Here is an 18,597-nt window from a genome sequence, read left to right on the forward strand (position 1 = left end):
TGCTTATTGCGGCGTGCCGGTATCGTGCTGCGCGTCGTTGCCGGTGAACGGCGGCGCATAGCGCGTCCAGAAGATATAGCTCGCAAGCACCGCGATCGCGCCGATGCCGGTCGCGAGCAGCACGCCCTGCGCGCCGTAGTAGCGCACGAGAATGACGTTGCCGATGATCTTCGTCGCGAAGCCGATCAGCGAAATGACGGAGATCGCGCGATAGCGTGTCTCGCTCGCGAACAGCTGCACGAGCACGCACATGCCGAAGTAGAACGGCACTTGCAGCAGCCCGTAGCGAAAGAGCGTGGTGACGGCGATGGTGTCGTCGGCGGTGAACGCGCCTTTCTGAAACAGCAGCTTCACGACGTACGGCGCGAGCGCATACGCGAGGATGCTGCCGGTCAGGCCCAGTACGGTCATGATGCCGGACCACTTCAGCGCGGTGCTGCGTGCGCGCGCATGATCGCCGCGATGAAGAATCTCCGCGAGAATCGGCAAGGTCGCGCGCGTGATCGCAAGCGCGCCCATGCTGAGCACGAGCGAGAGCAGCCGGTTCGCGTAGCCGAGCGTCGCGATGGCGCCGTCGCCTTGCTGCGCCATGAAGTACTGATCGATCGGAAGCCACAGACTCGCGACGACCGCGCCGATCGTGAGCATGCCCATCGAGCGGATCGTCGATGGCCACTGCTTCGCGCGCATCGAAACGCGCGGCCGGGCGGGCATCGTGTCGGCGCGCCTGGCGAGCACGCGCAGCCACGAGGCCTGCACGACGAAGCCGAGCGACGTCCCCATGACGAGCGGAAAAATCGATTCGTTGTTGCGCGCGGCAAGCACGAAGACCAGCAGGCCGATGGCCGGCACGCATTCGAGCAAGGTGTTGATGTGCTTGCCCGACGCCTGCAGCCGCGACGACGAAATGCAGATCGTGAAGGTCAGCACGCCGACCGGCGTCATGCTGATGATCATCGCGCGGCACATGTCGCGTGTGGATTCGGCGAGACTGCCCGCGATGACATCGGCGAGATTAGGCCAGAAAAGCCATAGCAGAAGCGACGAGCCGAGGCCGAGCACGAGGCCCACGCCTTCCAGCTCGCCGAGAAAACCGTTGCGCTGCGACCTGTCTTCCTGAAGCGAGACGAGCGCGGGAACGAGCAGCACGGCGAGCACGTTCGTGAGCATCGTCGGCAGCCAGGTGACGAGCGTGAGCGCGAACTGATAGGCGTCGACCGTGCCGCTGATCCCGTAGCGATACGCGATCGCCATTTCCTTCGACGCGCCGATGCACTTCCCGGCGATCACGAAGATCAGCAGGACGACCGCGCTTCTTGCGATTCTCTTGTGATCCTGATGCACGCCGCCGAGACGTCGTCTCACCGATTGCACTGCTGCGCTCAGCACGGGTCCTCCTGCGTGGGAGCCTTTCGCCGCATGGCCTGACGTCGATACGAAAGCGCCATGCGACAGAAATCACGCGAAGGCCCGCGGCTTTCGCGTGAGAGAGGAGAGCGTGCACCAAAACGGGCGGCGTGACTGTTCGCTAAGGCACCTCGCCATGCCGAAGCCGGCCCTTCATACCGCGCCTGTCTGCCACGGACGCATGATGTAGCGCGCCGCCCGCTCGGGCGTGGCGTCGTCGGTCAGAATGCGCGCCGGGCAGCCGGCCACCGTGACGTTCGGCGGAATATCCTTCGTCACGACGCTGCCCGCGCCGATCGTCACGTTGTCGCCGATGGTCACGTCTTCGATGATGCAGACGTTCGGCCCGATATACACGTTGTTGCCGATGGTCGCCGCCTTGCCGTGATTCGATCCGATGGTCACGCCCTGCGAGATGTTGCAGTTCGCGCCGATGACCGCCGTCGGGTTTACCGCGATCGTGCCGATATGACTGATATAGAAGCCCGGCCCGATGCGCGTGCGCGGACTGATGACGAACCCGAAGCGGCGCTGCTTCAGACGCACGATGTGGTTGAGCACGAGGCGCATGGGCCGCGACGACGCGGCGCTCGCGAGGCGCAGCCAGAACATGTAGTTGAACCCTTCGTTCAGCATCAGTTGCTCGAGAAGGAGCATGACGCTGTACTCGCCCGTATAGCGATAGAGATCGCTTTTGATCAGATCAAAGGTTTTCATCGCGGTGTATCCGCTGGTCGTGTGATTTCTTGTAATACCTCCGGCCGGAATCGGCCGTTCCCCCAACTGTGCTGAGCGCACCAAATCCGAGACTAGTCTTTCTGTCCAACCGGATCAGTGCGAAACGGAACATATGACCGGCTGGCAATCGAAACGATTCCAACTTTCGCCTGTTTTGTCTGTTGAATAAGCCCGTTTCTTTAAGCAGATCATTAGCGTTCCGGTCGAATCCCAGGCTGCGCGCGGGATTCAGCGGAAAGTGATCCGGTTCGTAAAAACCCGATAAGGGTATGCCCTGTAGGGTCTTTCGTCTTTTGAATGAAAAAAGTTTTTGGACCGCACTTACAAAATCCGATTCGTCGGATGAAATCGTTTAAAACGGTGCTTACTTGAATGTAATGTTGGGACTGCAACCGTGCAGAAGCGGCAATTTTGGTGCGCGTCTGGATAATCGTCGGCGGATTGACCGGTCAATAAGGCGAAATAATCGGCGGATTGTTGCTCGTTTCGGCATACGAAAGGCGCTCTGCAAGCCCCACCGGGCCTTCCGAGGCCATAGGTCGCGCTCTCGGCGGGTGAACGTTCGTGTCGTTATAAACGATTCTTCAGATGATTATTAGTCATCGTACCTCAACTGGTTTGAAGTGGTGTTATTCATCTACCGTATTAACATTAAAAAAGCCGTAGATTAATTTGCTCGCCGTCGATTAAAAGCGGAAATACACAGCAATAAAGACGCGGAAAAGCAAAATAATAAGTTACAAGCGTACATTTTGTAACAAGTGCCGGGTAGAAACGCCTCGTAACAATCTGTAGGATTTAAAAAAGACGGTAATTACTGCCGTCAGACTTCAGCGCTTCATAAGCCCGTTCGCGGGCCAATCAAGCGCGGGGTTGAGTGGGTACTTCCGGATTATCTGGCTCTCCCGACTCTGGTTCGTCCAATCCCGAAGTCGTCATGTTTTTCGCCGAGATGCCTTTCGGAGTCGCCGTGTGCGGCTGTCGAGCGCTGAGCGGCGCAATCGTTTGCGCCTGCTGAATTTGCGTTGGTCATCTCACGCCCATAAAGAAACGTTGCGTGCGGCCGTAGTCGCATGAACGGGTCCGCCCGTCGACAACGCACAACCAACTCGGAAAGACAATGCTTTCGAACAACACTCAGGCAGACACCCAGGCAGACAACACCGTCGTCGACACGCGTATCGCAACCCGCCGCAAACTCCTGACCTCGCTTATCGCGGGTAGCGGCGCGTTTGTGCTCGCCGCATGCGGCGGCGGCAGCGACAGCGCGGCCCCCGATTCGGTCGCCGATCGCTGGAGACGCCGTAACACCGGCAGCGGCGCCTCGACGGCGACGCCCGCGAGCTCGGCTTCGTCGGCAAGCGCCACGACGACCGCCAGCGCGCCGGCCGCGGCAAGCTCGACGAACGCCGCCAGCACGAACACCGCAGGCACCATCAACGCATCGTCGTTCGGCGTGAAGGCCGACGGCTCGACCAACGACCGCGCCGCGCTGCAAGCCGCCATCGACGGTTCCGTCGGTCAGATTCTCCTGATCTCGGGCCAGGTCCGCATCGACACGACGGGTCTCAAGCTGCGCACGAACACGCACATCCGCTTTGCGTCGGGCGCTTCGATCAAGCTGCTCCCGCACAACGCCGACATCTACCAGATGATGCTCATCGAAGACGTGAGCAACGTCATCGTCGAAAACGCGTACCTCGACGGCAGCAAGGAGCTGAACTCGGCTTCGGGCGGCGAGCACGGCATGGGCTTCTCGATCATCGGCGCACAGAACGTGCACCTGATCGCGCCGACCACGATCAACACGTGGGGCGACGGCATCTACATCAACGATAGCCAGAGCAAGAAGAACACGCCGACGTACAACCTCGTCGTCGACAACCACAAGGCCGACGGCTGCCGCCGTCAGGGTGTGTCGATCATCTCGGGCGACACGATCACGTTCAACAGCCCGATTTGGCAGAACATCACCGGCACGGCGCCGGCTTGCGGTCTCGACTTCGAACCGAACGACAACTCGGCCGTGTTCAAGAGCATCACGATCAACAGCCCGACGACGGCGAACTGCAAGGGCGGCGGCATCAACGTGTGGTTCGGCTCGCTGCCGGGTCCGATCAGCAAGACGGTCACGATCGCGATCAACAACCACGTCGACACGACCAGCCCGGGCGGTTCGTTCGCGGTTCAGGGTCTGTCGCTCGACGGCTACATCGTCAACGGTCAGATCAGCAGCACGAATCCGAAGTGGAAGTACCCGCTGATCGTCGAGCAGTGGGACAACGCGGGTCCGCGCATCAACGTGCAGAACCCGACGATCGTCAAGTCGTAATCGGCGATGAAACGAAAAACGCCATGCGGATGAATCTTCCGCATGGCGTTTTTTGCTTTTCCGCGCCGCCTACTTGAGCCAGTTGAGATTCACGGAATTGGCGATCGCCTGCAGCCCCGCCTGATTCGGATGCAGATGGTCGCCGCTGTCGTACGCACCGAGCATGACAGGCGGATTGGCCGGATCGCCGAGCGCGGCGGCCTGATCGAGCACGGCGTCGCAGCCGCTGTCGGGCGTCGCGACGAACGCGTTCACCGCTTGCCGCGTCGCTTCGATGTCGGCCGTCCACGGCGACACGCCCTCGAACGGCGTGAGCGTCGAGCAGATCGCCTTGACGCCCGCCGCGTGCGCGCTCTGCGTCAGTTGCGCAAACGCGCTGTTCAGGCGCGCGGCCGTCGGCGGCGATCCGCCGATCAGGTTGTTGACGGCATCGTCGGAAATGATGACCCACTTGACGTTGTACTTGTCGAGCACGTCGCGCTGGAAGCGCGTGAGGCCGGCATCGCCCGCGTCGTTCGTGAAGAAATCGTTGCCGGCGATACCCTGATTCAGCACGCCGACCGTCATGCCCGCCTGCTGCAGACGCGCGGCGAGCAGGTTGGGCCAGCGGCCGTTCGTGTTCGGCGGCGAATCGATGCCGTCCGTGATCGACGCGCCGAACGCGACCACCGCGCCCGTCGCACTGGCGTTCTGCACGACGACGTCGGTGAGGAAGTAATACGACTGCGCGCCGAGCGCGTTGACCACGCCGCCCGCGAATTCGGTGTCGGCGCTGACATCGCCGGGCGCGACGTACACGTCCTGCAGGCCTTCGGCGTGACCGGTGGTTTCCGATGGCGTCTGCTGCGGGAGATAGGCGCTGACGACGATGTCCGACATCGCCGGCACCGCGATCGCGATCGGATCGCTCATCTCCGTCTTGCCGGGCGGAATCGTCACGAAGGGCTGACCGTTGAAGGTGACGGCCCGGTCGCTGCCCGGCACGGTGCGTTTGCCGTCGGCGCGCAACGCGACGCGCACGTCGCCGATCACGAGCGGCTCGCTGCCGTACTGATTGGAAAACTGGACGCCGGCGGCCGTCCCGCCGATGCTCGTGTGCACGATCTGCCGGATCGTCTGATTATTGAAGCCGCCGCCGCCGACGATCATCGGCGCGGTGCTCCAGGTGCCGGTCCACGGCAGGGTAGCGCTGATGTTCTGCGCAAAACTCGACGACGTAAGCGGCAAGGCGAACGCGGTGGCCACGAGGGCTCGCTTGAGGCGAGGAAATCGCTTGTTCAACTTGTTCTCCGAAACCAGCCTGGAATGAGATAGACGTCTCGCAGTGCGCGAGACTTTTGGCGGGCGCATGTGGCCACAGCGCGCCGGGGTGCGCGGCGAAATCTTTGAATGCGTTTGTTTCGCCTTGGTGAATCGGAGCACCATTTGTGCGCGTGCTCTGTGCGCGCGCGCTCATTTCGGCCGATAGGCAAGTCTTTCGTCGCTAGCTCGCAACTAACTGTCTACGCAAGCACCCGCCTTTGTTCGCGGGCGGCGTAAGCGTTTACGGTTGCACGTCGGAAGCGGGCGCCGGAGAGCTTGCAGTTTCGCCGGGCGTGGGCAGGATCGGCGGCATCGTCGTAAACACTGGCGGTTGCGGCGGCTCTTCGGTCACTTCGGCGGCGGGCTCCGAAGGCGGCCGCTTCGGACGCACCGGATGCTGCGCCGCCGTCTGCGCGGTTTTCGGCTTGCCCGGCTTCGGCGCTTTCGAGAACGTCTCGTCGAACCAGGTTTTTGCGTTCGTGAGCATCGTTTGCCACATGCCCGGCGCTTCCTGCGTATCGAAGCGCGCGCGGGCATCGATCAGATGCGAACGCAGCGAACGCTGCATGAAGTCGCCGACGATCGGCAACGCGCTGTGCGCGCCTTGGCCCCAGTAATCGCTGCGCAGCGTGACGCGGCTGTCGTTGAAGCCGACCCACGCGCCCGCGACGAGTTGCGGATGCATCAGGATGAACCAGCCGTCGGCGTTGTCCTGCGTAGTGCCGGTCTTGCCCGCGACATCCGCGCGAATGCCGAAGCGCGTGCGGATCGTCGTGCCGGTGCCGCGGTTGATGACGTCGCGCATCACATCGACGAGCTTGCGCGTCGCATCGACGGACAGCGCGCGCTCGGGCGTGCTCTCGAACTGCGCGAGGACTTCGCCGTCCTTGTTCTCGATGCGCGTGACGAGCAGCGGCTCCATATAACTGCCGTCGTTCGCGATCGTGCCGTACGCCGACACCATTTCCCTCAGCGTCACCGGGCTCGTGCCAAGCGCGAGCGACGGCACCACGTCGAGATGACTGTCGCGCACGCCCATGTCACGCGCGAGCCGCGCGACGCGTCCCGGACCGACTTGTTCCATCAACTGCGCGGTGATGCGGTTCTTCGAATACGCGATGCCGTCGCGCAGGCTCACGGGACGGCCCGACGGCGGCGAGTCGTCGGTCGGGCGCCAGATTTCGTCGCCGCGAATCGGGATTTCGACGGTCTGATCGACGATCGTATCGGCCGGCTTCGCGCCGCGCTCGAACGCCGCGCCGTAGACGAAAGGCTTGAAGGTCGAGCCGGGCTGGCGGCGCGCCTGCGCGACGTGATCGAACGGATCCTGCGTGAAATCGCGGCTGCCGACCCACGCCTTGATCTGCCCGTTGCGCGGATCGAGCGCGACGAACGCGGCCTGCACGCGCGTCTTGTCCTCGCACAGCGCCTGCATGAAGGCGCGGTCCGAGTCGAGTTTCTTGATGGCGTCGGCGTCGTTCGCGCCGCCCGTGCGCAGCGCGCGGTATGCGTCCGTCTCGCGGATGAACGCGTGCCCGAGATCGGCGTTCGCGTTCGCGCAACCGGCGCGGCCGCCCCACGCCGCGTTGGCGATCGATTGCAACTGGTTGCCCTGCAGCGCGAGCGCGTTCGTCGCCATCGCCTGCAGACGCGAATCGATGGTCGTGCGCACGACGAGGCCATCGGAATAGATGTTGTAGTCGTTGTCGTCGGCCCAGCCGATCAGCCATTTGCGCAACTGCTGCGCGAAGTGCGGCGCGCGGCCGGGCTCTTCCGTCTGCCGCTCGAAGTCGATGCGCAGCGGACGTTTCTTCAGCGCGTCTAGTTTGGTCGCCGGCAAGTGGCCGAACTTGACCATCTGCCCGAGGACGATGTTGCGCCGGTCGAGCGCGCGCTCCGGATTGATCACCGGGTTGTAGTAACTGTTGCCCTTCAACATGCCGATGAGCGTCGCGCTTTCGAGCACGTCGAGCTGGCCGGCGGATTTGTCGAAGTAAGTGCGCGCGGCCATTTCGATGCCGTACGCGTTGTACAGGAACGGCACCGTGTTCAGATACGTTTCGAGAATCTCGTCCTTCGAATAGAGCGCTTCGATCTTGAACGCCGTGATCGCTTCCTTCAGCTTGCGCGTGAGCGTCTGCGAGCGGCCGATTTCCTCGGGATACAGATTGCGCGCGAGCTGCTGCGTGAGCGTCGAGCCGCCTTGCCGGTCGCCCGAGAACGTGCGCAGCGCCGCGCCCGCCGTGCGCCGGAAGTCGATGCCGTGATGCTGATAGAACCGCCGGTCTTCGGTCGAGATGAGCGCGTCGATCACCTGCGGCGAAATCTGCTTGAGACTCACCCATTCGCGATGCGTCGGCTTGAATTCGGCGAGGAGCTTGCCGTCGGCGGAATAGATCTGCGCGGGCTGATCGACTTTTGCACGGCGGATATCGCGGATACCGGGCGTGAACGGAATCAGCACCAGCACATAGATAAGAAAGAGCGCCGGCAGAAGGAGCAGCGAACGCGCACGCAGATGCGGACGCAGCCGCGACGCGAGGCGAGCCAGAATCGCCTTGGCCCAGGCTTTGAAATCAGACGCGGTCACAACGAAACGGGATGCCCGGACATGGAAAACCCTGAATCGTAGCGTAATTTTTCAGCAGGTCTTTCGCAAAAGTGTCGCCGACGCTACACCGCCCGCGTTCCCGCCGATTCGCCGATTGGAAACGCCGTCGTCGAAAGCACCTCACGCAACACGACGAACGTGCGGATCTGCCGCACGCCCGGCAGATAGAGCAGCTTTTCGGCGTGGAGCCGGTTGAAGCTTTCGCTGTCGCGCGTGCGGATCAGCATGAAGAAGTCGAATTCGCCGGTCACGACGTGGCATTCCATGCAGCCGGGCACTTTCTGCGCGGCTTTCTCGAAGGCGTCGAAGGAATCGGGCGTCGAGCGGTCGAGGATCACGCCGATCAAGACGAGCATGCCGGCATCGAGCGCTTTCGGATCGAGCAGCGCGACGGTCGCGCGGATCAGCCCCGCTTCGCGCAGCCGCTCGACGCGCCGCAGACACGCGGGCGGACTCAGATTGACCTTCTCCGCGAGCGCGACGTTCGAGATCGACGCATCGCGCTGCAACTGACGCAGGATCGCGCGATCGACGCGATCGGTCTGGACGCTTGCCGGATGCGGGTTTGGAGCGGATGCGGTTTTTTTCATTGCTTCAATGGGCTCTTGTGCGAAATAAAAGTTAGCGAACAGCGTCTCGCGTCCAAAAACGTTAGGCCGAACGGCATTTTTTCGCAACCCGATCCGTCGCGAGAATCTCTACGATTCTGTCCATGCAGTCCCACCATCACGAGGATGCCGACATGAATCTGCAACGTTTTCCCCGCTATCCGCTCACGTTCGGACCGACGCCCATTCAGCCGCTCAAGCGCCTGTCCGCGCATCTCGGCGGCAAGGTCGAGTTGTATGCGAAGCGCGAGGACTGCAACAGCGGCCTCGCGTTTGGCGGCAACAAGACGCGCAAGCTCGAATATCTGATTCCCGAGGCGATCGCCGAAGGCTGCGACACGCTGGTTTCCATCGGCGGCGTGCAGTCGAATCAGACGCGCCAGGTCGCCGCGGTCGCGGCGCATCTCGGCATGAAGTGCGTGCTCGTGCAGGAAAACTGGGTCAATTACTCCGATGCCGTCTATGACCGCGTCGGCAATATCCAGATGTCGCGGATGATGGGCGCGGACGTGCGCCTCGTCGCCGATGGCTTCGATATCGGCATCCGCAAAAGCTGGCAGGACGCGATGGAAAGCGTGCGCGCGGCGGGCGGCAAGCCGTTTCCGGTGCCGGCGGGTTGCTCGGAGCATCCGCTAGGCGGCCTCGGTTTCGTCGGCTTCGCGGAGGAAGTGCGCGCGCAGGAAGCGGAGCTGGGCTTCAAGTTCGACTACATCGTCGTGTGCTCGGTGACGGGCAGCACGCAGGCGGGCATGGTGGTCGGCTTCGCGGCGGATGGGCGCGCGCGGCGCGTGATCGGCATCGATGCATCGGCGAAACCGGAGCAGACGCACGAGCAGATTCTGCGGATCGCGAAGCACACAGCGGAACTCGTCGATCTCGGCCAGGACATCACGCGCGACGACGTGATTCTCGATACGCGCTTCGGCGGCCCCGAATACGGCCTGCCGAACGAAGGCACGCTCGAGGCGATCCGTCTGTGCGCGCGGCTCGAAGGCGTGCTGACCGATCCCGTCTACGAAGGCAAATCGATGGACGGCATGATCCAGATGGTGCGCAACGGCGAATTCCCCGAAGGCTCGAAAGTGCTCTACGCGCATCTCGGCGGGGTGCCCGCGCTCAACGCGTACAGCTATCTGTTTCGCAACGGCTAGAACGCGCTGCGGAATGCGTCGAACAATGCGGCGACGCGTTCCGACGTATCCGCTTCGAAGACTGGCATGCGCGAGCCGAGCATGTGCGTGAGGATCGGCGGCGCGGGATCGCCGGGGCGCAGGATCGCGAGAATCTGCGCGCGGAGGTTTTCATCGACGAGCGCGGCCGTGTCGCGGCCGAGAAGCGCCGCGCCCGCGATATCCGGATCGTGTCCGTGGCGCTCGACGAGATCGAAGGCATCGGCATAAAGACGATCGAGGTTGCCGGCTTGGGCGTAACGCGCCATCAGAAAGAGCAGGTCGATCGCGTCCTTGCGGTCGGCGGCGTGCCGGTCTTGCCACGCGATGATCTTCAGCATCGCCTGCGCGGGCAGCGAAGCGACCGGCACGACGAGATCGCGCGTGACGCGCACGGCGAGCGCCGCATCGAGCGCCTGGCGAAAACCCGCGACGTTCATCCGCACCGAACCATCCGGCGGCCACGCGATTTCGCCGTGCGCGTCCTGCACGCCGCCGAAGGGCACGATATCGAGCCACGTGCGCTCGCCGGTCTGCGGCGCGTTGAAATTCAGCCGATGCGCCGAGCCTTTCGGCGCGGTGAAATGCCCCGACGCGACGAGCGCTTGCCGCAGCGCGTCGTGGCCGGTCCAGCTTTGAATCGAGATGCCGATATCGACGTCGGCGGTGGCGCGCGTCGCCTCGATGTCGTGGACGTGCGTGAGCAGGATGTCGCGCGCGCTCGCGCCGCCGACGAACCACGCGATGTTCGTCGCGTGCGACGCGGCGACGACTTCGCGCAGCATCGCGGAAAAGACGCCGGCGAGCGGGCGATGCGGCAGCAGTTCAAGCGGCAAGATAGCGTTCACGCAGCATCCTGGCGGTTTCGAGATTGCGCGGGTCGCCGCTCGCGACGAGATCCGCATAGACGATGAGCGGCGCGACGACGTTCGGCGGAAGACCATCGACGGGCGCGAGCGCCACGGGCGCGCGCAGGAATTCGACGTTTCCGGCGGGATCGGGCCGCAACCGCGCCGCCTTGATCCATTCGCGCGGCGCGGCGTCGGCGCAATACGCGGTGACGGTCGCGGGCTTCAGGTATTCCGTGAGTATCGCTGCGGCCGGCTCGCCGCCGAACTGGCATTGACCCGGCAGGCCGGGCACGTCGCGCCACCAGTCGTTCGACTCCGCGCGATAACGCCCGATCAGCAGCGATTCGCGCAATTGCCGCGGATACAGCGTCACCCATTCGTCGATGAGCCGTTCCTTGTCGGCGATTTGCAGGCCGGCGCCGTCAGGCCGCTCGAATACATCGCGATGATCGATGAGCGCCCGCACCGCGTTTTGCACCGTGCCGTGGCTCACGCCCGCGTGTTGCGCGATATCGCGATAGCCCCGTTGCAGCAGCGCGGGCGTGATGAGCAGGGCGCCCGTGACGCGCAACGTCGACTTCGTCCAGGTTTTCGAGCGGCGCGCCTTGCCGTGCGCGACGCGCGGACGGCCCGACACGATCACGACGACGCCATCGCCTTCGATGACGCTCGCGTTGCCGGCGAGATCGAGGGCATCGACGTTCAGATCGCGGCAGGCGCGGATCATGTCGGGTGAGAGATGCGCGGTAACGAGCGCGGGTTTCGCGCCGCCGTTCTGCGCGACCGAGGCGCTGAACGCGGATAACGCGCTGAACCGGTCGATGTTTTCCCGCACGATGACAGGGCGCTTGAAGCGCGCGCCGCCGACGCGGAATTCGATGGCGGCGTCGTAGCCGCCGCGCGCGGGTGGTTTGACGCTGCGTGCGGCGAAGCCGGTCGCCTCCGTGAAAGCGGCTGCGGCGGCTTGGGAGAGTTGGTCGGTGGGTGGCATCGGCGGGTTGGGCGTCCAATTTTGGTCAGTGTACACGAAACGTGGACAGACATAAAAGTTAGACGGAGTTCGTCTTGCCGAAATCCACTCTAAGAATCATGAGGTGCGGAATCCCTACCCGACACCGCATTTCCCCTTCACGCCAATCAAAGATAACTACAAACGTAATCCAGCGTTTCCGTCACGTCGATATCGAATCGGCTTTTGCCCGGCACCGAGAACGATTCGCCCGCCTTATACGTCTTCCACTCATCGCTGCCGTCGAGCCGAATACGGCACTGGCCTGCCTGCACCTCCATGAGTTCGGGCGCGTCGGTGCCGAAGTTGAGCGTGCCCGGCAGGATCACGCCGAGCGTTTTCCTGGTGCCATCGGCGAAGAGAACCGTGTGCGACACGCACTTGCCGTCGAAGTAGACATTGGCGCGTTTGATGACGGAAACCTGATCGAATTGCGTTGCGGCGGTCATGATGATGGTCCTTTGGACGGTTGCGAGGGATGGTCCGCCATCATACAAAAAAGGCGATGCGACTCACATCGCATCGCCTGTTTCGAGCCAGCAGGAACAATCAGCGATTCACGAGCCGTTTCGGCATCAGGATCCAATGCAACCGCATGTGGAGGCAAGACAGTCGCGAGAGCGTTTCAGGTATAAACCGCGATTGTCAGAGTTCCAAAACCGATACGATAGAATCGCGAACCAACTTCTGCTCGCGTTGGCAACGTTAGCGATCTTTCGCTTCATCTATTTATTCGCCGATCAATAGCTAGTTCGGACAGACCCATGGCAATAGCGATTCGAGGCGCTGGCATGCCCTTCAAGACATGCTGACGCTGTCGGCATACGGAGGATTGTTTCTTGCCGCATTCGGCGCAGCCACCCTTCTGCCTCTTCAATCGGAGGCTGTGCTTGTGGGCTTGCTGCTGAGTAAAAGCTATTCAACTGCAACGTTGATACTGGTCGCGACGATCGGCAACGTGTTGGGTTCACTGGTCAATTGGGTTTTGGGGCGATACATCGAGCGCTTCAAGAGCCGCCGCTGGTTTCCAGTGTCAGACGAGAAATTGGACCGCGCGCAGCGCATGTATCAACGTTTAGGGAAATGGTCGCTCTTGCTTAGTTGGGCGCCCGTCATTGGTGATCCTCTTACTCTCCTGGCTGGGGTGATGCGTGAGCCTCTTCTGCCATTCGTCGCGTTGGTCACGGTTGCGAAGCTCGGACGTTACCTTGTCTTGGCGGCTGTGACGATGCGATTGATCTAGATCGGTCGGCATCTTCAGATGTGTCCGCGCGCTGATACCCAGGCGACGCCGGGAACGCTTGTCTCGACGTAGTCATGGGGAATCGCCTCGCCTTTCTCCGAAGGCGAGGGGCTGCAACATAATGGAATCAGTCGAACATGTCGGGCTGCGTGGCGACGAGATCATTCCAGATCGTCTGGAAGTGCAGCCAGCCGATGTAGTCGCTGCCCACATGCTCCCGGCTATAGCGCGCGCGGTCTTCGGGCACGAGCTTGGGCGTGATGCCGGTCGCTTCGATCATCAGTTGTTGCTGGCAGCAACGCTCGAGCGCGATGAACCAGAACGCCGCCGAATCGATGCTGTGACGGCTCGCCGTGAGTAGGCCATGATTCTGATGGATCGCGGCCTTCACGCCCTTGAACGCATTCGCGACCTTGTTGCCGCCCTTCACTTCGACGGCGACCTTGCCGGCTTCATCGCCGATCACGACGTGGTCTTCGAAGAACGCGCACGCGTCCTGCGACATCGGGATGAGCGGCTTGCCGAGCGCCGCGAAGGCGGTGCCGTAGACGGTATGCGCGTGGCACATCGCGACGATGTCCTGATGCTGCTCATGCACGGCCGCGTGCAGCACGAAGCCCGCGCGATTGACCGCGTAATCGCCTTCGACCACGTTGCCCTGATGATCCGCGCAGATCAGGTTAGACACCTTCACTTGCGCGAAGTGGACGGCCATCGGATTGGTCCAGTAAAGCGACGGATGCTCCGGATCGCGCACGGTGAGATGGCCCGCGAACCCGTAATCGAAGCCCTGCAGCGCGAAGGCGCGGCACGCGGCGACGAGGCGCTCCTTCAGGTACTGACGATGTTCCGCGTGGCTCGCAAACGTGGGCAGCTCGGGGAAGATCAAGCCTTGCTGCTCCGGCTGATAGATCGATACGCGGCCCTTGAGATCGATGGCCTGATCGGCGGTCTTTGCGGGGGTCTCCATGACGTCGCTCATCTTTTCGCTCCATGCGGATAGAAGTGGGTATGTCACGCATGGTGCCGGTAGCGATGCTTGCGCACAAACGAAGGTTGTTCAACGTGGCATGAGTCACATTCATGCGCCAAAGGTTTGAAGCGGCTGCCGAATTCGAAATTCACCGAGGTTTAGGCGATGCAACATTTTTCGCCGCGCCGCGAAACCGCGACGGTTCACGTCCGCATCCTGTGCCAAGCCTTTGAGAATCCCGCGGACGCCTGTCGCATAAGGCTTTCGCGCGACTCCGCATCGGGGCCTTAAAAACGACGCGCATCGCCGTTAACCACCTTTGCAACATTTTTAGCGTGCGGGCTGTTTCTGCTACGACAAGGCTTTCGAGCCTCCGATTGGCTTCGTTTCGCTAGATGAGCGCATCGGCGGAGCCTGCTCTGACAAGACATTCGCCAGACGAAAACGTTTGGCGTTCTGCCGCCATCGCCCGCGATCCGTCTGAAGGTCGCTTTTCACGGGTGAATCAATTTTCTTCGTACTTGAGCGCACGTTCTCCGCGCTTTGCGTGGGGAATCGCGCAAAGTCCTGTTGGTATAAGGATTGGCGTTCGCTGGCACACCTCTCGCTAATGTATGACCACGCACGAACATCGCTGCGGTATCAAACAAGAAGAAGCAGCGGGTTCGTACTACGGGGCTGGACGCAACAGGTTCGATGTATGCCATCAGATGCATGCGCGAATCCTGTTGCGAGCCAGAAGAAATCAAAAGCGCGAAGCGCAAACGCACGAGACTAAGAAAAATGTTGACACTTCAATCCGATCTGCACGGCAATCATCTGTTGGGCGCGCTTCCGGCGCAGGAATGGCAGGCTATCGCACCGCATCTCGAGCTGGTCCAGTTGCGCACGGAGCAGTTGTTGTGCGATTCCGGGCAGCGCATTCACCACGTGTATTTCCCGACTACGGCGATCATTTCGCTGCTGCATACGATGGAAGACGGCGGTTCCGTTGAAGTCGCGGCGGTGGGACGTGAGGGAATGTCGGGGGTTCCGGTGCTGACGGGCGGCGACACGATGCCGACGCGCGTGCAGGTGCAATGTGCGGGCTTTGCGTATCGCATGAGCGCGGGTGCGTTGCGTGAGCACTTCGGCCGTTCCGACTTTCTGCGCCGCGTGATGTTGCTGTACATGCAAGCCCTGCTGACGCAAGTGGCGCAGACGGCCGCGTGTAATCGTCATCACTCGCTGTCGAAGCAACTGTGCCGTTGGTTGCTGATTCAGACGGATCGCACGCCGTCGGATCAACTGCGTGTGACGCAGCAGATGATCGCCGATATGCTCGGCGTGCGCCGTGAAGGTGTGACGGAGGCGGCTGGCAAGCTGCACGATGCGGGGCTGATTCATCACAGCCGTGGGTGTATCAAGATTCTCGATCGTGCGGGACTCGAGGAGCGGGCTTGTGAGTGCTATGGCATCGTTAAGCGCGAGTTTGATCGGATGTTGCCGCGGCGTGCGGCCGAGGCGTTGGCTTAAGCTGTTTTTGGTTCTGTCGCTGGATCCCGTTTTCTTAGTGATCTATCGGCACTGCCCCTGTGCGGGGCGGCAGTCACTTTCTTTGCCGTCGACCAGAGTTAGCGCTTTAGTGCTTACTCTGGTCCTGTGCAAAGAAAGCAACCAAAGAAAGCAGCTTTTCAGGCCCGCGGTCACACGCACGTTGGGTAATTCTCTCGTCGCGGATGGCACTCGCCTAAAGAGTGCCCTCATCACAATAACGGGGCTTGGATCGCGCACGGTCTGACGAGCTAGTTTTCCAAGGACACTGGTTCAGCCCGAAAGAGCTTCGGCACAGCGCTACGCGCTGCCTCCGGGTAAGCAAGGGAAACCAAGGGGGCGGCGATTGCAGTGAGATGGAGACGTTAGTAGAGAAGCACGCGCGGACCCGATTGACCGGTCGGCCGCGAAGCGGGCCGGAGCTATTTGGTGCTGAACCCGTTTGTTATGTGGTGCGATGTGGCAGACCGTGCGCGAGCCAATCCCGGTTGGGCCTATGAGGGCACTCTTTTAGGCGAGTGCCGCCTAGGACGAGAGAACTACCCAAATTGCGTGTGACCGCGGGCATCAGTAGCTGCTTTCTTTGCTTACTTTCTTTGCAGCAGCAAAGAAAGTGAGTGCCGCCCCGCACAGGGGCAGTGCCAATAGACCGACGCGAAAGCGGGATCCGGCGAAAGCGAAAGCACGGCGAACAGAGGGCGATTCAAACTTCAAACAAGAGCCCGACTAGCCCGCCCCCGCAACCAATTGATGCTGGCAAAGAGCAGAACAGCAAACACGATCAGCATCGTAGCAACAGCAAGAATGGAAGGATCGATGGAATCGCGAATACCGCTCCACATCTGCCGCGGCACGGTTCGCTGATCCGGCCCGCCGATAAAGAGAATGACGATAACTTCATCGAACGAAGTAGCAAACGCGAACACGCTGCCGGTAGCCACAGCCGGCGTAATGAGCGGCAAGGTCACGCGCCGGAAGGCGATCCACGGCGTCGCCCCGAGCCCCGACGCAGCACGCAAGAGACTTTGATCGAAGGACAACAACGACGCCGTCACGGTAATCACGACAAAGGGCGTGCCAAGCGCCGCATGCGCGAAGATCACACCGGGATAAGAGTTGACGAGCCCGAGCGGCGCAAAGATCAGATAGAAGCCGGCCGCGACAACGACAATCGGCACGATCATCGGCGAAATGATGATCGGCATGATGACCGAGCGCAGCGGAAACTGCGAACGCGAAAGGCCGAGCGCTGCAAGCGTGCCGAGACACGTCGCGATCAACGTCGACGCCGCACCAATGCCGATGCTGTTCAAAAGCGAGCGCTGCCAGTCGGGACTCGTGAGCGCCTGCTCATACCAGCGCAACGAAAACCCCTGCAACGGATAAGAAAAGTAGGATCCCGAATTGAACGACAAAGGGATGATCGCAAGAATCGGCGCGACGAGAAAGAACAGCACGAGCGCGGTATGCACGCGCACCCATCGGGAAGCGATGCGTTCGGTCAGCACCCTGTTGCGTGATTCCGTCATGGAAGAATGGCCCCTTAACCGAAGCGCAACCGGTCGATGCCGACGATGCGGTTGAACAGGAAATAGAAGATCGCGGTGAAGATCACGAGGTACGCCGAGAGCGCGCCCGCAAGCCCCCAATTGAGCTGCGTATTCGTCTGCAGCGCGATGAGCTGACTGATCATTTCATCGCCAGCGCCGCCGAGCAGCGCGGGCGTGATGTAGTAGCCGAGCGCGAGCACGAAAACGAGAAAGCATCCCGCGCCGACACCCGGCAACGTCTGCGGTATGTACACGCGCACGAACGCGGTGAACGGATGCGCGCCGAGCGATTGCGCCGCGCGCAGATAGACCGGCGACACGCCTTTCATCACCGAGAAGATCGCCAGAATCATGTACGGCAGCAACACATGCGTCATGCCGATCAACACGCCCGTGCGATTGAAGATGAGCGGCAGCGGATGCGTCGCGAGACCGAGTCCCGTCAAGAGGCCATTGATGACACCGCCCGGCTGCAGCAACACATACCACGCAGTCGTGCGTACGAGCAGCGACGTCCAGAACGGCACGATCACGAAAAGCATTAGGCGGTTGCTGCTTTGCGTCGGCAGATTCGCGAGCAGCCATGCGACCGGATAACCGAGCACGAGGCACAGCAGCGTGACGGACGCGCTGATCGATATCGTGCGCAGAAACGCCTGTCGATACACCGACGAGTTATCCGCCACGAACGCGACGTTGCCTTGCGGCGTCACTTGCGCATCGACGGCGGCAAGCAGATAGTCCGGCGTCGGCGACGTGGCCGCGCGTTTCAACAGACGCCAGATCTCCGGCGAATTCCAACGTTCATCCATGTCGATCAAAACCGGCTTCCACGCGGGCGGCGTCTCCTCGCGCACGCTGCGCGCGGTCCGCATCAGCAAGCTGCGAAACTCGGGCTGCGCGAAGTTGAGCCTGCGCGCGACGGTGCCGAGTTGCCCGTTCTGTTGCGCATCCTTCAGGCCCGAGGCGAGCAGCGCGAACAGATGTTCATCGGGCACGCCGCGGCCGTCCCAGGCATCGAGAGCACGAGTGAGCGCCGGCATGCTGTCCGGCACCTCCTTGTTCTCGACACTGCGCGCAAGCAGCATCGCGATTGGCGCGATGAACGTCGACAGCAAAAACACGATCAGCGGCAAGGCAAGCAACAACGCCTGCACCGATGCGCGGCGGCGCGCTCTTTGATACGAGGCGCGGCCATCGGCTCTCGTCGGAGAACCGGCGGCGTGCGCGTGAATCGATGCAGGCATGTCGTTACTCTCATCCATGAACAG

The 18,597-nt window shown here is 61.9% G+C and carries 16 protein-coding genes; 4 read left to right on the forward strand and 12 right to left on the reverse strand.

Annotation, left to right across the window (positions count from 1 at the left end; translation table 11 throughout):
• Nucleotides 1-3 precede the first annotated feature (3 nt).
• From murJ to LDZ23_RS28585, 3 genes are all read right to left on the reverse strand, one after another.
• Nucleotides 4-1,389 carry a murein biosynthesis integral membrane protein MurJ gene (gene murJ / locus LDZ23_RS28575; RefSeq protein WP_008346187.1) on the reverse strand — a complete coding sequence of 462 codons (1,386 nt, stop codon included), beginning with the start codon at nt 1,387-1,389 and terminating at the stop codon, nt 4-6.
• Nucleotides 1,390-1,560: 171 nt separating this feature from the next.
• Nucleotides 1,561-2,124: a serine O-acetyltransferase gene (locus LDZ23_RS28580; protein WP_008346189.1), complete on the reverse strand. Its 564-nt coding sequence runs from the start codon at nt 2,122-2,124 to the stop codon at nt 1,561-1,563.
• A gap of 1,158 nt (nt 2,125-3,282) precedes the next feature.
• A complete protein-coding gene (locus tag LDZ23_RS28585) occupies nt 3,283-3,624 on the reverse strand; it encodes a hypothetical protein (RefSeq protein WP_241814146.1) in 342 nt (113 codons plus the stop codon).
• On the opposite strand from LDZ23_RS28585, the gene LDZ23_RS28590 reads away from it, so the two are divergent.
• Nucleotides 3,602-4,477, forward strand: a complete 876-nt coding sequence (locus LDZ23_RS28590) for a hypothetical protein (RefSeq protein ID WP_239295288.1) — start codon at nt 3,602-3,604, stop codon at nt 4,475-4,477. The genes LDZ23_RS28585 and LDZ23_RS28590 overlap by 23 nt on opposite strands.
• Before the next feature lie 69 nt (nt 4,478-4,546).
• On the opposite strand, the gene LDZ23_RS28595 is transcribed toward LDZ23_RS28590, so the two are convergent.
• From LDZ23_RS28595 to LDZ23_RS28605, 3 genes are all read right to left on the reverse strand, one after another.
• The gene (locus tag LDZ23_RS28595) at nt 4,547-5,722 is read right to left on the reverse strand and encodes a GDSL-type esterase/lipase family protein (RefSeq protein ID WP_008346193.1); all 1,176 of its coding nucleotides are present in this window, start codon (nt 5,720-5,722) and stop codon (nt 4,547-4,549) included.
• A 298-nt stretch (nt 5,723-6,020) separates the two neighbouring features.
• On the reverse strand, nt 6,021-8,369 hold the full coding sequence (locus LDZ23_RS28600; protein ID WP_008346195.1) for a transglycosylase domain-containing protein: 2,349 nt from the start codon (nt 8,367-8,369) through the stop codon (nt 6,021-6,023).
• Nucleotides 8,370-8,452: 83 nt separating this feature from the next.
• Nucleotides 8,453-8,980, reverse strand: a complete 528-nt coding sequence (locus tag LDZ23_RS28605; protein ID WP_008346196.1) for an Lrp/AsnC family transcriptional regulator — start codon at nt 8,978-8,980, stop codon at nt 8,453-8,455.
• Nucleotides 8,981-9,132: 152 nt separating this feature from the next.
• Here LDZ23_RS28605 and LDZ23_RS28610 point away from each other — a divergent pair, with 152 nt between their 5' ends.
• A complete protein-coding gene (locus LDZ23_RS28610; protein ID WP_008346198.1) occupies nt 9,133-10,149 on the forward strand; it encodes a 1-aminocyclopropane-1-carboxylate deaminase in 1,017 nt (338 codons plus the stop codon).
• On the opposite strand, the gene LDZ23_RS28615 is transcribed toward LDZ23_RS28610, so the two are convergent.
• The 3 genes from LDZ23_RS28615 to ppnP all read right to left on the reverse strand — a co-directional run bounded on the left by LDZ23_RS28615 (nt 10,146) and on the right by ppnP (nt 12,476).
• Nucleotides 10,146-11,015 (reverse strand): nucleotidyl transferase AbiEii/AbiGii toxin family protein, encoded by an 870-nt coding sequence (locus tag LDZ23_RS28615; RefSeq protein ID WP_033536896.1) that lies wholly within the window; start codon nt 11,013-11,015, stop codon nt 10,146-10,148. The two genes, LDZ23_RS28610 and LDZ23_RS28615, sit on opposite strands and share 4 nt — an antisense overlap.
• Nucleotides 10,993-12,009, reverse strand: a complete 1,017-nt coding sequence (locus tag LDZ23_RS28620) for a type IV toxin-antitoxin system AbiEi family antitoxin (protein WP_008346202.1) — start codon at nt 12,007-12,009, stop codon at nt 10,993-10,995. Before LDZ23_RS28620 ends, LDZ23_RS28615 begins: the two co-directional genes overlap by 23 nt.
• 146 nt (nt 12,010-12,155) lie before the next feature.
• The gene (ppnP, locus tag LDZ23_RS28625) at nt 12,156-12,476 is read right to left on the reverse strand and encodes a pyrimidine/purine nucleoside phosphorylase (protein ID WP_008346204.1); all 321 of its coding nucleotides are present in this window, start codon (nt 12,474-12,476) and stop codon (nt 12,156-12,158) included.
• A gap of 356 nt (nt 12,477-12,832) precedes the next feature.
• Between ppnP and LDZ23_RS28630 the strand changes: the two genes are divergently transcribed.
• Nucleotides 12,833-13,270: a YqaA family protein gene (locus LDZ23_RS28630; RefSeq protein ID WP_008346207.1), complete on the forward strand. Its 438-nt coding sequence runs from the start codon at nt 12,833-12,835 to the stop codon at nt 13,268-13,270.
• A gap of 127 nt (nt 13,271-13,397) precedes the next feature.
• On the opposite strand, the gene LDZ23_RS28635 is transcribed toward LDZ23_RS28630, so the two are convergent.
• A complete protein-coding gene (locus LDZ23_RS28635; protein WP_008346210.1) occupies nt 13,398-14,252 on the reverse strand; it encodes a class II aldolase/adducin family protein in 855 nt (284 codons plus the stop codon).
• A 774-nt stretch (nt 14,253-15,026) separates the two neighbouring features.
• Here LDZ23_RS28635 and LDZ23_RS28640 point away from each other — a divergent pair.
• Nucleotides 15,027-15,758 carry a Crp/Fnr family transcriptional regulator gene (locus tag LDZ23_RS28640; protein ID WP_008346211.1) on the forward strand — a complete coding sequence of 244 codons (732 nt, stop codon included), beginning with the start codon at nt 15,027-15,029 and terminating at the stop codon, nt 15,756-15,758.
• A gap of 728 nt (nt 15,759-16,486) precedes the next feature.
• Here LDZ23_RS28640 and LDZ23_RS28645 read toward each other — a convergent pair.
• Together LDZ23_RS28645 and LDZ23_RS28650 are read right to left on the reverse strand one after the other, a co-directional pair.
• Nucleotides 16,487-17,305: an ABC transporter permease gene (locus LDZ23_RS28645; RefSeq protein ID WP_008346213.1), complete on the reverse strand. Its 819-nt coding sequence runs from the start codon at nt 17,303-17,305 to the stop codon at nt 16,487-16,489.
• Nucleotides 17,306-17,319: 14 nt separating this feature from the next.
• Nucleotides 17,320-18,573, reverse strand: coding sequence for an ABC transporter permease (locus LDZ23_RS28650; protein WP_008346215.1), 1,254 nt, complete (start codon nt 18,571-18,573; stop codon nt 17,320-17,322).
• Nucleotides 18,574-18,597 lie beyond the last annotated feature (24 nt).

The sequence above is a fragment of the Caballeronia zhejiangensis genome, assembly GCF_022879815.1.
Taxonomy (GTDB): domain Bacteria; phylum Pseudomonadota; class Gammaproteobacteria; order Burkholderiales; family Burkholderiaceae; genus Caballeronia; species Caballeronia zhejiangensis.